Source organism: Alteromonas sp. MB-3u-76 (assembly GCF_002831605.1).
GTDB classification, from domain to species: Bacteria; Pseudomonadota; Gammaproteobacteria; order Enterobacterales; family Alteromonadaceae; genus Alteromonas; species Alteromonas hispanica.
On sequence record NZ_CP025115.1, the window covers coordinates 980,027 to 994,971 of the forward strand.

At 44.5% G+C, this 14,945-nt stretch carries 12 protein-coding genes; 4 read left to right on the top strand and 8 right to left on the bottom strand.

Annotated features, from left to right (window positions below; genetic code table 11):
* Nucleotides 1–166: 166 nt before the first annotated feature.
* Nucleotides 167–775, top strand: a complete 609-nt coding sequence (gene msrA, locus CW735_RS04395) for a peptide-methionine (S)-S-oxide reductase MsrA (RefSeq protein WP_071978792.1) — start codon at nucleotides 167–169, stop codon at nucleotides 773–775.
* Nucleotides 776–793: 18 nt separating this feature from the next.
* Here msrA and CW735_RS04400 read toward each other — a convergent pair whose 3' ends face one another.
* Nucleotides 794–1,948: a CCA tRNA nucleotidyltransferase gene (locus tag CW735_RS04400; RefSeq protein WP_071981149.1), complete on the bottom strand. Its 1,155-nt coding sequence runs from the start codon at nucleotides 1,946–1,948 to the stop codon at nucleotides 794–796.
* A 144-nt stretch (nucleotides 1,949–2,092) separates the two neighbouring features.
* On the opposite strand from CW735_RS04400, the gene CW735_RS04405 reads away from it, so the two are divergent.
* Nucleotides 2,093–3,004, top strand: a complete 912-nt coding sequence (locus CW735_RS04405; protein WP_071978793.1) for an ExeA family protein — start codon at nucleotides 2,093–2,095, stop codon at nucleotides 3,002–3,004.
* Nucleotides 2,997–4,223: a general secretion pathway protein GspB gene (locus CW735_RS04410; protein ID WP_071978794.1), complete on the top strand. Its 1,227-nt coding sequence runs from the start codon at nucleotides 2,997–2,999 to the stop codon at nucleotides 4,221–4,223. Before CW735_RS04405 ends, CW735_RS04410 begins: the two co-directional genes overlap by 8 nt.
* Nucleotides 4,224–4,295: 72 nt before the next feature.
* On the opposite strand, the gene CW735_RS04415 is transcribed toward CW735_RS04410, so the two are convergent.
* The gene (locus CW735_RS04415; RefSeq protein WP_071978795.1) at nucleotides 4,296–5,510 is read right to left on the bottom strand and encodes an HD-GYP domain-containing protein; all 1,215 of its coding nucleotides are present in this window, start codon (nucleotides 5,508–5,510) and stop codon (nucleotides 4,296–4,298) included.
* 321 nt (nucleotides 5,511–5,831) lie between these two features.
* On the opposite strand from CW735_RS04415, the gene nhaC reads away from it, so the two are divergent.
* Entirely contained in the window at nucleotides 5,832–7,319 is a 1,488-nt protein-coding gene (gene nhaC, locus CW735_RS04420) for a Na+/H+ antiporter NhaC (protein WP_100971088.1), read from the top strand.
* 142 nt (nucleotides 7,320–7,461) lie between these two features.
* Here nhaC and leuD read toward each other — a convergent pair whose 3' ends face one another.
* The 6 genes from leuD to eno form a co-directional block, all read right to left on the bottom strand.
* Complete coding sequence (gene leuD, locus CW735_RS04425) at nucleotides 7,462–8,067, bottom strand: 3-isopropylmalate dehydratase small subunit (RefSeq protein WP_071978797.1); 606 nt, start codon at nucleotides 8,065–8,067, stop codon at nucleotides 7,462–7,464.
* Nucleotides 8,068–8,070: 3 nt separating this feature from the next.
* Nucleotides 8,071–9,471: a 3-isopropylmalate dehydratase large subunit gene (gene leuC / locus CW735_RS04430; protein WP_071978798.1), complete on the bottom strand. Its 1,401-nt coding sequence runs from the start codon at nucleotides 9,469–9,471 to the stop codon at nucleotides 8,071–8,073.
* Between the two features lie 9 nt (nucleotides 9,472–9,480).
* A complete protein-coding gene (leuB, locus tag CW735_RS04435) occupies nucleotides 9,481–10,578 on the bottom strand; it encodes a 3-isopropylmalate dehydrogenase (RefSeq protein ID WP_071978799.1) in 1,098 nt (365 codons plus the stop codon).
* Nucleotides 10,579–12,138, bottom strand: a complete 1,560-nt coding sequence (gene leuA, locus CW735_RS04440) for a 2-isopropylmalate synthase (protein ID WP_071978800.1) — start codon at nucleotides 12,136–12,138, stop codon at nucleotides 10,579–10,581.
* Between the two features lie 506 nt (nucleotides 12,139–12,644).
* Complete coding sequence (locus CW735_RS04445) at nucleotides 12,645–13,397, bottom strand: hypothetical protein (protein WP_071978801.1); 753 nt, start codon at nucleotides 13,395–13,397, stop codon at nucleotides 12,645–12,647.
* Between the two features lie 230 nt (nucleotides 13,398–13,627).
* Nucleotides 13,628–14,920, bottom strand: a complete 1,293-nt coding sequence (eno, locus tag CW735_RS04450; RefSeq protein ID WP_071978802.1) for a phosphopyruvate hydratase — start codon at nucleotides 14,918–14,920, stop codon at nucleotides 13,628–13,630.
* Nucleotides 14,921–14,945 lie beyond the last annotated feature (25 nt).

Sequence of the window (14,945 nt, forward strand, 5' to 3'; positions counted from 1 at the left end):
TACTCGACAAGCTTAACCGTAAATTTAAGCAACGAGAAAATAGAAGCTTGAAAACCGCGAATAGAATATGAACGTAATAGCATTAATGAACTCGCACTATGTTATAGCCTCGTAAGTAATGTGCAGTCTTTAAATGGCCTAAATAAAAGAGTAAATAGATAATTTTATGAAAAATATATTAGCGATAGTAATAACCTGTGCAGCACTGCTTACCGTTCCATTCACTATGGCAAAAAACACTGAGCAGGCCATACTAGCTGGCGGATGTTTTTGGTGCATGGAGAAAGATTTTGAAACGCTTGAGGGGGTTACCGATGTAATTTCTGGCTTTACGGGCGGTAAGTTAAAGAACCCAACCTACAATGGTGACCATAAAGGCCACTACGAAGCGGTATTGATAACTTATGATACCAGTGTACTGAGATATCAAGATATTCTCGACCACTACTGGGTGAATATTGACCCATTTGACGACAAAGGGCAGTTTTGTGACAAAGGGCCTAGTTATCGAAGTGCGATTTTCGTTGCCAACGATAAAGAGCGCAAGTTAGCAGAGCAGTCTAAAAAAGCTGTTATGGATATGTTTCCTAATCAAACGGTTGTCACTCCCATTCTAAATACATCTAAGTTTTATCCCATCAAAGGCGATGAAAGCTATCACCAAGATTTTTATAAAAAGAGCCCTATTCGTTACACAACATATCGTTGGGGCTGCGGTCGCGATAGCCGTTTAGAAGATATATGGGGTGACAAAGCAGGGGGAGCTAAAAAATAGAGCGTTTGCCTATGCGCTTTATTGCCTTGTGTGGTTTTCAATGGCGTTGCAAATTGCCACTCGCTTTTCTTGATTCAACGCTTCCTTGATAGCCGCCCCTTTATGCCCTCTGGCAATAATATCTTTAACATTTACATTATTAGCCGCAAAAAGTGCTTGAGATATCAGCGCTTGCCTGTTGGTCCAGTCTATTCCTTTTTCTTGGGCAGACGGTGACATGGCCGCAAGTAACATTGCAAATCGCTCTGGTCGTCGCCATGCATCAGCACCATTAAAAATCGAGAGCAATTCTTCTGCCTCTTGTGTAGCGGCGTCAGTATTTCCAGCTTCGATATTATTGGTAAACAATCGGTTTTTATACTTACAGGCAAGTTCAACAATTTCAGAGACCTGATTTTGTACTTTTAAGCGTTTACACAATGTAGTGGCTTGTTGCTCATCTAGTGGAATACATAGTGAAGTAAATCGAGTAATAAGAGCATTGTCATCTTTTGTTTCTAGCGCTTTAGCCAGTAACGATAATGCTTCGTCAATTAAGTCCGTTAACTCGCAGAACCAGCTATTTAACGCACCGACTTTCACTAAAACTGAAAAATACACTTCGGGTGAGCGCTCTAAAAGACTTCGTTTGGTTTCTTGCCATACTCGCTCTGCGCTGAGCGCTGTTAATTCGCCGCTTTTCGACATTGACGACATTAGCGCCAATGTTTCATCGGCAATATGAAAGCCAAGGTATGCATATCGGGCGGCGAAGCGGGCGCCTCGAAATACCCTAAGGGGGTCTTCACTAAACGCTTCTGATACGTGGCGTAGACATCTTTTTTCTAAATCAACTTTGCCATGGTAGGGGTCTATAATGTGGCCTAAGTTGTCCTGCGCCATGGCGTTAACAGTGAAGTCTCGACGGCGTAGGTCGTCTTCAAGCGTCACGTCTTTGGAGGCGTCGCAGACAAACCCTGTATATCCGGCGCCAGATTTTCTCTCAGTGCGCGCAAGAGCGTACTCTTCGCCTGTTTTTGGGTGCAAAAATACAGGAAAATCTTTTCCTACTTGAGTAAAGCCTTTAGCTAGCATGTCCTCAACAGTGGCCCCAACCACAACATAATCTCGTTCGGTAACGGTCCGTCCTAAAAGTGCGTCTCTTACGGCACCGCCAACCAAATATACTTGCATGTACTTGCGCTCTTCTAAATCAAAGGAAACAGTGGATAGTATACCAATGTTACAAATAAATTTGTTGCTGCACATAATGACGCTTTTACTTACTGCCTTGCTCTGGTAGTTTAATCATCGTTTTTTGATTAATTAGCGAATACCATGTATTTGAATTACTTCGGGTTAAATGACAACCCGTTTTCGATAGCGCCCAACCCCCATTACCTGTACATGAGCCCTCGGCACAAAGAGGCGCTTGCGCACCTAACCTTTGGACTGCGTGAAAGCGGTGGGTTTGTTATGCTTACTGGCGAAGTGGGCACAGGTAAAACAACGGTATCGCGAAAGCTATTACAGCAGCTACCCGACAATACTCAGGTTGCGATGATTTTAAATCCCACGCTGTCAGCGTTAGAGTTGTTGGCAACGGTTTGCGACGAGTTAGGGCTATCGTATTCCTCTGACAAGGCCAGTCTTAAATACTTCACCGACCTTATTTTATCTAAGCTAGCCGAGAACCATCAGTCTGGCATGAATACTGTACTGATGGTAGATGAAGCGCAGCACCTTTTGCCCGAAGTCTTAGAGCAACTTAGACTGCTAACCAACTTAGAGACTAATAGAGAAAAATTACTTAAAGTTGTATTGATTGGTCAGCCGGAATTACAACAACTTCTCAAACGCAATGAGTTGCGTCAGTTAGCGCAGCGTATAACCGCTCGGTATCATTTATTGCCTCTTACCGCACCAGAAGTTAGTTCATATATTGCCCACCGTTTAAGCGTGGCAGATGGTGATATTAGTATATTCAGTAAGGGCACGTTGCGTGCAGTACATCAAATAACTGGAGGGATCCCTCGGGTTATAAATTTGCTGTGCGATAGGGCGCTAACGCTCTCATTTACAAAACAGCACGCTGTGGTTAAAAAGCCCATCTTTCTTGCCGCTGCCGAGCAAATCTTGGGAGAAGATGTTGTAAGCCAGAGGGTACGAGGGCAAAACAGATGGTATCTTGCTTGTGCGTTTGTACTAGCGCTTGTGTGCGGGTATGGCATTGGGAGTTTGTATGTCTAGCATTATTGCCATAGAGAACGTAAAGCCGGGCATGGTAATAATTCAAATTACCAAGCAAAACGGCCCTGTAAAAATTCGTAAGTCGGGGCTGGTCTCAAGCGACGCCATGGTACAAGGTTTGTCTGAAATGGGCGTGCAAGAGGTAGAGATTGACCCAGAGCAGACGGTTGAGGTTGCTACACCTACTCACCATCGAACCCAGACACAGGCATTATTACGCGGACAGCACGACACGTCTGCGCGGTTCGATAAATCATTGAATGATCAATTTAATCGCAGCTTGTTTCTACCTACTGTTGAAAGTCTCCCATCGTCGTTTTCGCTATATGCAAAACAAGCTTTAACCTTCGCTGTGGTCATTGTGGGAGGATTAGCTTTAGGGTTCACTGCTGCAACGAAAAGCTACTGGTGGCCAGCACTGTCGGCATCGTTTTCAGAGCCATCAACATCGCCTGTTGCTAACGTAAATAATGCTCAGAAAAGCGATGATTTGAAAGAGGCATCAGCTAACTCAACTGAAGGAGACAGTGCTTCAAACGGTGCTATTGATAATAGTGGTCAAATGCCCTGGCAGGGCACTGAACGAATTTCAGAGCCAACTACAGATAAAAGCACAGATAAAAGTACATATAACAGCATAGAGCAAGCTTCTGAATCAACTCCTGCGGGAACACAAGTTGCCGCTTCAAATGCTAATAGAAACACCAGTAACCCCAACTCCAGTAATACGACCTCTAGCAATTCTAGCACCCCAGAAGTGAACAATGAGCTTCTCACTCAAGCTCCGTTGCCAGACAATGGCACTAGCAAAGATGTTACTAATGAATATGAAGGCAAGGTATTAAACGAATCAGAAGACTCGGGAAAGATAGAAGTTTCACCCGAACTTATGGCGAGGTTCAACGCAGCTGTTGAAGCGCTAGACGATAAAACATCGAGCGCAAATGCTGAACCTGAAACAAAGGTAAAAGTTCGTGATGACACACTACGCGTAGATCAGTTACCGGTTAGGTTGTTAACTCGCTTACCTACTATGAACTTTAGCGCGCACATGTATGCGTCTAATCCTCGTGATCGCTGGGTAAGAGTAAATGGTCGTCAACTTTCTGAGGGTGACTGGATTGCTGATAAAGTACAAATAATCAATATTGAGGCGCAGCGCGTAGTGCTAGCTTTCGAAGATGAGATATTCACCATGGCAGCGCTAACTGACTGGTAAGGACGCCATAGTAGGGTTTAAATGGGAGCGTTGACTGCATGAAAGGCTAGGGATGCAGTCAACAGGTCTCTCTTAATTTGGGGCTTGATGAATAAATACTTCTTTGAAAAATTTGGGAAGATTAAGACTAAATTCTTCAGGTTTTACGCCCGACACCACTTCATCATCGTAATGGCTTAAATCGATTTTTTTGATTTCGTTGAAATGGTTGCCCTTTAAACTGTAGAACGTCATTACATGCGGGCTTATCGGGTCGGCTGGATTAACCTTGCTTACAATGCCCAATTTACCACTCTTCAGCTTTACTAAAGAGCCCACGGGATGGACCCCGATGCACTTAATAAATTGTTTAACAAGTTCTTGGTCGAGACCGTCAGAGCTTGAAAGGCGTTTTAGCGCCTGAATTGGCGTTAGACTGGGCTGAGCATTGTTGTTTGATGTCATTTCATCGTAGTTATCGATAATAGCAGCAATGCGGGCGAACTCCGTTATTTCATCTCCTCTTAGACCTCTTGGGTAGCCGCTGCCGTCTATACGTTCTTGGTGCTGTTCGATAATCTGCAATGATAAATCTGAGATGTCTCCGCATTGTTCAACTAACGATGTGCCTATTTCAACGTGGGTTTTTAACACGGCAAAATCGTCGTCTGATAACGGAAGTTGGGCATTTCGCACATCGGCTGGTATTGAAGACATACCAATATCCATGAGCAGAGCACCTAAGCTTGCTTGTTCGATAGTGTCTCTATTGTAGCCAAGAAACTTGCAGAAAATACCGGTGAGTATTGAGCAGTTAATAGAGTGCTCTAGTAAATAGTTGTCAGCATCTTTTATAAGAGTTAGGCAGCTAAGTGCATCGCCGTTATCAAATACGCTTTCAATAAGACTGTGAGATAAGGACGACATTGGCGACAAGTCTGTTACTGCACCTTTATTTAGCGCAGTTATAAACTTGCTTTGAATAGAAAGCGCATTTTCGTACAGTTCGCTCGCTTCACTGATGGAGTCTTTGCCAACAGGTTTGGGCTTTGACGCGCTTACGCTTTCTGAAGTCTCAGCTTGCTCGACTGTATTAGCGTTTATATCGCCGGCACTATTATCATTGAAGTGTTTTGACTTTGTTAAGTCGACCTCCAGCAATAAAATACCCTTGTTTTTCAATGTTTGTATGATGCTTTGCGATTTTACAACGCCTTTAGAGCGTATTTGCAAGTTACCAGACTGCTCGAGAACTTGAGTCACATACATTCCTGGCTTCAGTTCATCGATAGGCACTTGTTCTAGCATTTGTTTTTCCATTTACTGCAATTTTTGAATTCGATAGTTTCAAGCGTAGTTAAAGTAGCATAGGGTGCTTTGATTTAATATGCCAAATAATACTTCATGTATTTGAATGTTTTCTTGTGTCATTCATATCTAAATAGCGAGTTTGGCACTTTTGGTATTTTTGCAATGAGGCTTTGCAAATTTGTAGCTACTTGTTCATATGCATGTTCCCGATCTGTTCTGTAAAACCTGACGTAGCAAATAGACTAAAGTTTAAAGTGGTTAGCTTTTTTGTAAGGGGTGATTTTAGTACGCCCTTGATTCAACATTTAAGGAATTAGCATGAAAGATGAACAACAGGTTACGCCTGGTTTATTACTAGCACTAACGCCCGTTGTACTAACACTTTTCATTTTGGGAACTCAGATATTTTATTTTGGGGTTTTTGAGCCTCATATCCCGCTTGCTATAGGGTTGGCTTTGGCTAGCTTTGTTGGTATTTATCTCGGCCTTAGCTGGAAGAATATACGCGCGGGCATTTTCAAAGTTATTCACGTGGCACTGCCTTCGGTCAGTGTACTTATTACCGTGGGTATGATTATTGGTATTTGGATTGCCAGCGGAACGGTTCCAACCATTATCTACTATGGCTTAAAAACACTTTCTCCCGAGATTTTCTTGGCAGCGGATATGATCATATGTGCGGTTGTATCGGTGTCTTTAGGAACGAGTTGGGGGAGTGTGGGCACTGTTGGGTTAGCGCTAATGGGTATAGGCGAGGGCTTTGACATACCTATGTATTGGACAGCTGGTGCCGTGGTATCTGGTGCGTTTTTTGGGGACAAAGTGTCGCCTCTTTCCGATACAACTAATCTCGCCCCTGCGGTTACCGGCACTGATGTGTTCTCCCACATTAAAAATATGATGGCCACCACTATCCCTGCGATGGTTATAGCTCTTCTTATTTATATTGCCGTTGGTTTTTTTGTGATCGATGCTCAAAGTGTGTCTTTTGAAAAAATTGAAGGCATAACTAACGCACTGGAAGATAACTTTTATATATCTGCATGGGCATTGCTGCCTGCTTTGGTGGTAATGGGCTTAGCATTAAAGAAATTTCCGCCGCTGCCTTCTTTGTTTGCAGGGGTTGTAGTAGGTGCCGCTTTTGCCATGATTACTCAAGGTGAAAGCTTACAAGCTGTTTTTGATTATGCGAACAACGGATATTCAATTCAAACAAACATTAGCGAAATAGATAGTTTGCTGAATCGCGGCGGTATACAGTCGATGATGTGGACAATTTCATTGGTGCTTATTGCACTAGGGTTTGGAGGGGCGTTAGAGACGACAGGCTGTTTGAGAAGCATTATTAATGCGATAAAAAGTAAAGCAAAAACGTTCGCAGGTACTCAAGTTGCAGCGGTAGGAACTGCGTTTGCAACTAATCTCGTTGCCGGCGACCCCTATTTGTCTGTTGCTCTACCAGGACGTATGTATTCTCCTGTTTATCGCGGCATGGGGTATTCAACGCTTAATCTTTCCCGAGGCATTGAGGAGGGCGGAACACTTATGTCGCCAATGATCCCTTGGAACGCTGGTGGTGCTTTTGTTATCTCGGCGCTAGGGCTTGGAATTTCTGGCGATAATTTGCAGAACCTATTGTACATACCGCTGGCTTTCGCATGCTGGACAGCGCCGCTTATTGGAATATTTTACGCTTACGTTGGCTGGTTCTCGCCTAAAGCAACTGACGAAGAGCGAAAAGAGTGGGAGTCATCAGGTGCTGATATTGCCAAATTCAACGATGACGGCACACCAGTGACAAGTTAGGACGGATCAGTCACCATAAAAAAGCGAGCGTAATAAAATTACGCTCGCTTTTCTTTTATCAGTTTGTTGCTATCAGTTTGTTGCGTCTAAGGCCAAGCTGGCCAGTTTAGTCTTCAGCAACAGTGCAGGTAATGCTAAACGCCTATAACCAACTAGGTTGCTTTGCCTCGAATGCATCGATGGCATCAGCTAATTCTAGTGTTTGACCTATGGCATCAAGACCTTTTATTAGGTTAGTTTTGTGGTGAGGGGCAATATCGAAGCTAAATGATACATCGCCAAAACTAACGGTTTGTGCAGGTAAATCGACAGTAATGGTAATAGCAGCATCAGCTTTTACCGCATCGAATAGCGCATCCATTTGTTCGCTCGTTAAAGCGACTGGAACCAACTGGTTGTTGATGCAGTTACCATAAAAAATGTCAGCGAAGCTTGTTGCGATTACAGCTTTGAAGCCAAAATCTGCAAGCGCCCACGGGGCATGCTCTCTACTAGAGCCGCAACCAAAGTTTTCCCTAGCGAGTAAAATGCTAGCGCCTTTATGTTCAGGCTTATTCAGTGAGAAGTCTGGATTAGGCTCTTGCTCTTTTAAATCCAAATAGCGCCAATCGTGAAAAAGGTGCTTGCCGTAGCCTATACGGGTGACACCCGTAAGAAACTGCTTAGGAATAATTTGGTCTGTGTCCACATTGGCTTGGTCTAACGGTGCTGCAATGCCCGTGTGGTGTGTAAAACCTTGCTCTAACATGTATTACTCCTGATAGTCTCTAACATCGGCGAAGTGGCCGTTAATCGCTGCGGCCGCAGCCATTGCGGGGCTCACTAAATGAGTGCGTGCACCACGACCTTGGCGTCCTTCAAAGTTTCTGTTGCTGGTTGATGCACAGCGATCGCCAGAAACAAGTTTGTCATCGTTCATACCTAAACACATTGAACAGCCAGGTAAGCGCCACTCAAAGCCAGCCTCTTCGAAAATCTTATCTAAACCCTCAGCTTCAGCTTGGCGTTTTACTGCCCCAGAACCCGGCACCACAATAGCGGTAACTGATGATGATACTTTGCCTTTTTTGGCAACGTGAGCAGCAGCTCGCAAGTCTTCTATACGGCCATTGGTACACGAGCCAATGAAAACATGATTCACTGCTACGTCAGCTAGTTTTTCGCCAGCTTTTAAGCCCATGTAGCTCAGCGCTTTTTTCGCGCTCTCTATTTCAATTGGGTCGGTAAAGTCTTCAGGTGCAGGAACAGGCGTATTAACCCCAATTACTTGGCCTGGGTTGGTTCCCCATGTAACCTGTGGTGCTATATCGGCAGCTTCTAATTCAACAAAAGTGTCGAAGCTTGCGCCTTCTTCGGTATATAAGGTTTTCCAATAGGCTAGGGCATCATCCCATGCTTGGTCTTTCGGCGCATATTCACGATCTTTTAGGTAATTAAAAGTAATGTCATCTGGCGCAATTAAACCTGCTTTTGCACCCGCTTCAATACTCATATTACACACGGTCATACGCTCTTCCATTGTAAGACTGCGTATAGCTTCACCAGCGTATTCAATGACATGCCCTGTTGCGCCGGCATGGCCAATTTTGCCAATGATGGCAAGAATAATATCTTTCGCCGTAATTCCCACAGGAAGCTTGCCATTTACATTAATAAGCATGCTTTTTGCGCGGCTTTGTTTGAGGGTTTGCGTTGCTAAAACATGCTCTACTTGAGATGTGCCAATTCCAAAAGCAAGAGCGCCAAAAGCTCCGTGTGTAGCGGTATGAGAGTCTCCGCATACTACCGTCATTCCAGGCTGAATGAGACCTAACTCCGGCCCCATTACATGCACAATACCCTGCTTTTGATGGCCGACAGGGTAAAGCTGAATTCCGTGCTCTTCACAGTTTTTTGCAAGAGTGTGAAGTTGTAGCGCGTTATCTGGGCCGCAGGCATCAATCGCAAGTGAACGGGTTGAAATGCTGTGATCCATAGTACCAACAGTCTTTTCTGGGCGTCGCACTTTACGGCCTTTTTCGTTAAGTCCAGCAAAAGCTTGCGGAGAAGTTACTTCGTGAATTAGGTGACGATCGATATAAATTAGGCTGTCATCGCCTAGTTGGTCAACAATATGTGCTTGCCATACTTTGTCATATAAGGTCTTGGCCATGTGGAATTTCTACTCCTGCGCCATTAATTGTTTAACAATTTCATCGCCTACTTGCGATGTACTTGAAGCTTGTTCTCTTTTATCTTCAGGCAGTAACTCGCCGGTAAGTACGCCTTTTTCAAGAGTCGCTACCACTGCTTTTTCTATTGCATCTGCGGCGTCATTTAGGTTCATGCTGAACCGCAACATCATAGCTGCTGATAAAATTTGAGCGATGGGATTTGCAATACCTTGTCCCGCGATATCTGGCGCTGAACCGCCTGCAGGCTCGTATAAGCCAAATCCTTCTTCATTCATGCTAGCTGAAGGTAAAAGCCCCATAGAGCCGGTCATCATTGCGCACTCATCAGATACGATGTCGCCAAACAAGTTTGAACACAGCATGACGTCAAATTGCGCGGGGTTCTTCATTATTTGCATGGTCGCATTGTCGATGTAGATATGATCTAGCTCTACATCCGGAAAGTCTTTTGCTACTTCTTCTGCTACTTCTCGCCACAATCTACTGGTAACCAGTACATTGGCTTTATCCACTGAGGTCACTTTTCCGCGGCGCTTTTGCGCTGCTTCAAACGCTGCCACTGCGATGCGGCGAATTTCTCGTTTGCTGTAGCGCATGGTGTCGTAGGCAAACTCTTCTTCGCCTTCACCTTCGCGACCTTTGGGTTGGCCAAAATATATTCCGCTAGTAAGTTCACGCACTACCAATACGTCTACGCCAGACTTAGCGATGTCTTCACGAAGTGGAGATAAACCTTCAAGGCCAGGATAGATACGGGCAGGTCGCAGGTTACTGAATAAATCGAAGCGGCTTCTTAAAGTAAGCAGCGCGGCGCGTTCAGGACGCTGTTCAAGTGGCAGTGTGTCCCACTTAGGCCCGCCTATACTGCCAAACAAAATCGCGTCTGCTTGTTCACAACCTAGTAGCGTTTTCGCTGGAAGCGCTTCGCCTTCGGTATCGATAGCATAACCACCCACGGGAAACTCAGTGCGCTTCAATGTAATGCTAAACTTCTTTTCTACAGCATCTAAGACCTTGTTGGCCTCTTGCATAACTTCTGGACCGATACCGTCACCGGCTAATACGGCAATTGAAAACTGGCTCATTTATTCTCCTACAACGCGTTCTTGTTGATTCTTTTGCTGATCAATCTGGTCGGCCAGATAAGTATTGTTCAGTACGAATATCAATGCTTTTACACCGGCTTCTACGATATCTGTGGCTAAGCCGATACCGTGGAACCGACGCTCTTTATATGTGGCAATAACACTGACTTGCGCTAATGCATCTGCACCTTCGCCCTTCGAGTCTAGTTTAAAGTCGACAATTTCTAAGTCTTCATGACCCAAAATAGAGATTATGGCTTTAAATGCTGCATCTACTGGTCCATTACCTGTACATGCTTGCGTAATCTCTTGCTCACCTACTTTCATCTTTACGGTAGCACTAGGGATAATTTCTCTACCTGAATTAGCTTGAAGGTAAAGAAGCTGATAGTGCGCTTGGTCGTGCTTTTGTTTATCGAAAAACAACAGTGCCTCAAGGTCATAGTCATAGACCTGTCCTTTCTTATCAGCCAGTTTCAAAAATGCGTCGTAAACGGCCTCTAAATCAAACTCTTCAGGCTTGTAACCTAACTCGGTTAGCCTGTGTTTTATTACATGGCGACCCGAACGAGAGGTTAGGTTAAGGTTGTTCTTGTTAATACCGACACTCTCAGGTGTCATAATTTCATAGGTATTTTGCGCTTTTAAGACACCGTCTTGATGTATGCCTGACGAGTGACTAAAGGCGTTGGCCCCAACAATAGCCTTGTTAGATTGAACTGGCATATTGCATAACTGGCTGACGAGTTTCGAGGTACGTGAGATTTCTGTTGAGTTAATATTGGTATCAATACCAAGCAAGCCTTTTCGGGTTTGCAAGATCATTGCAATCTCTTCAAGCGATGCGTTACCCGCACGCTCACCAATACCATTAATAGTGCACTCCACCTGACGAGCACCTTGCTCTACTGCGGCGAGAGAATTAGCAACAGCTAGGCCCAAATCGTTATGGCAATGCACAGAGATAATGGCTTTATCGATATTAGGAACTCGATTAAACAGCTGCTGAATAATACCGCCGAACTCAGTGGGCGTTGTGTAGCCAACAGTATCAGGAATATTTACCGTGGTGGCGCCGGCTGTAATAGCGGCTTCTACCATACGGCACAGGTAGTCGATATGCGTTCTGCCAGCGTCTTCACATGAAAACTCGACGTCATCGGTGTATTTACGGGCATGCTTTACCGCAGCTACGGCCATGTCTACCACATCATCATGAGACTTGCGTAATTTCGCACCAACGTGTATTTCCGATGTGGCAATAAAGGTATGTATTCTAAACTGTTCAGCTACGCTAAGGGCTTGGCCGCATGCATCGATATCACCGGGAAGGGCGCGGGATAGGCCGCAAATTACTGAGTTTTTGATCTCTTTCGCAATCATTTGTACTGATTGGAAATCGCCAGGTGAAGACACAGGAAAACCTGCTTCTATGATGTCTACGCCCAATCGCTCGAGCGCCAGCGCAATCTGTAACTTCTCTTTGGCACTTAGACTTGCTGGCAAGGCCTGCTCACCGTCTCGCAATGTGGTATCAAAGATTTTCACTTGATTTGTCATGACGCTCTCTCAATAGAATAGTTAAAAAAAAACCCGTGCTGTGCACGGGTTTTGTGTGATTAATCGCTGGTCGCAATCTACCCGTGCAGTCTAGCTGCCATCAGGAGTAGTGTAAGAAGAAAACGGATACGCATTTTTCAGTTATCTTTGCAGACCAAAATTTATAGCGCCAATTTAACCATGTGAGCCTTAAACGTCAACCATTGTTTACCATAATGATTATATTTTTATGAAATAGTTGATCTTGATGCCTATATTAGGATGCCTGTCCTAATTAGTGGTGGGGACTCTCTGGTTTCATGTCTTAAACGCCTGTTTGAATGCTGCTAATGCAGATAAGGAGTCTGACTTTTGACATGGTTAGTATGTTTGTACTCTTTTTGACTAGTATGAGGAAGTTGCTAAATGGATTAATAATTATTATTTTTGAATTTTTATTCATATTTTTGTTCGTGGGCGCATTGCTACTGTCGCTTAGGTAGAAAGAAGCGGCGTCGACAAGTCCTTTATTTTAATAAGGTAAAGTTCTTCCAGTTTATTTGAGTAGACAGCCGCATCTCTCTAATAGACAGTGCACGAGGTGATACTCGAGATTTGAAGTTCCAAGCATGACCTGAGCAGGCGCTCGCCATGATAGTTTTCGTTGGTTTAAGAAGAACTTTACTATCAAAAGAGCCGTGGTTTTCAAGTCCCTTTTGTTGTGACTCTCTATAGGAGTCTTCATCGTGAGGGCTCGCCTGCTTCTCGCTTTGATCAGCTTCCTGACTGTTTCCCCGATTGATTCCATCAACTGTAAACCAACCGTGTTTATTCAAATGAACGACATCATCTACCAACATCGTTTTGTCGATAGCGTCTAATTCAAGGTGAATACCTTCGATGGTTTTTATCAATACAGGAACAATTAATCCATAATCTGCGTGTTTTCTAAACCACTGAGCAGTTGCGTCGGTGTCTTGAGGTAAACGAGGTGCTGCTTTAGGCTGCTTGGCATACCAGCTTCCGTTGTATGTGTCGGTAGATAGAGGCGTTGGGTTAGTGACAAAATATCGAGCGACGCTTCTAATGTGATGAGGTAATCCGCCGATTCGGCGTTTAAGAATAGACGCATTAGTGATCCCGCTGTGTGCAATAAACAAAAGCTCCCTTTCGTACAGCGCCGTACACACTTCAGAAAACTGTGCGTGATTTCCACCCAGTTCGCCTAAGTCGTTAAAAAAACCTGATTGTGTTTTTGGCGGATGACTGTTTGTGCTCACGTTAACATCGCGTTTTGACTGTCTCTGCACTAACCGTATCAAGAATATGAGAAGCTAGCCACTTCTAGAAACAAGAATTAGTCTTTGTTTGAGAATAACCATCCCTCAGCGCCCAATTAAAATTTGCCCTCAGTTGCACTAAAAACAAAAAAGGCGTTAGTACAAGTAGCACTAACGCCTTCTCAAAGGTAGAGCCTGTCTACTCTCGTTGAGCTATATTAGGCAACGCTTTACTGACCTTTTATTTCAGAAAGGCCTTTATAGGTTGCTGCACTACCAAGCGCTTCTTCGATACGTAGAAGTTGGTTGTACTTAGCGACACGGTCAGAACGGCAAAGAGAGCCAGTTTTGATTTGACCTGCAGCAGTACCTACCGCTAAATCAGCAATTGTCGCGTCTTCAGTTTCGCCAGAACGGTGAGAGATAACAGCAGTGAAGCCAGCGTCTTTCGCCATCTTAATTGCATTAAGCGTTTCTGTTAGCGAGCCAATTTGGTTGAACTTGATAAGGATTGAGTTACCAATACCGTTATCGATACCGCGCTTAAGAATTTTGGTATTAGTTACGAACAAGTCATCGCCAACAAGCTGTACTTTGTCACCAATCTTCTTCGTTAAGCTCGCCCAGCCATCCCAGTCGCTTTCATCTAAGCCATCTTCGATAGATACAATAGGGTATTGTGAAGAAAGGTCGGCTAAATAGTCGCCAAACGCTTCAGAATCGAAGCTCTTGTCTTCACCAGACAACACATACTTACCGTCTTTGTAGAATTCAGACGCGGCACAATCTAGCGCAAGAGTAATGTCTTCATTCATTTTGTAGCCAGCGTTTTCAACGGCTTGCACGATAACAGCAAGTGCCTCTGCATTTGAGCTAAGGTTAGGTGCAAAACCACCTTCATCTCCTACTGCGGTGTTAAGACCTTTCGCTGAAAGTACTTTCTTAAGCGCGTGGAAGATTTCAGCACCCATACGCAGTGCTTCTTTAAAGCTTTTCGCGCCAACTGGCTGAACCATGAATTCTTGAATATCAACGTTGTTGTCTGCGTGCTCGCCACCATTGATGATGTTCATCATAGGCACCGGCATTGAGTATTGGCCAGACGTACCATTTAGGTCAGCGATGTGCTCATAAAGTGCAACGCCTTTTTCAAGCGCGGCTGCCTTTGCAACTGCAAGAGACACAGCCAAAATAGCATTAGCGCCAAGAGTCTCTTTGTTTTCGGTGCCGTCTAAGTCAATCATCACCTGATCGATATCAGACTGTGCAAGTGCGTCTTTGCCTAGCAGCGCTGGAGCAATTGCGTCGTTAATAGCCGCTACTGCTTTAGTTACACCTTTACCAAGGTAACGAGACTTGTCGCCGTCGCGCAGTTCTAATGCTTCGCGGCTACCAGTAGATGCGCCAGATGGTGCAGCCGCACGACCCATTACGCCAGACTCTAAGTAAACGTCTGCTTCTACAGTTGGATTACCGCGTGAATCTAAGATTTCACGTCCGATTATGCGACTAATTTTCGCCATGTTATTTCCTCAACATTTGATGTGG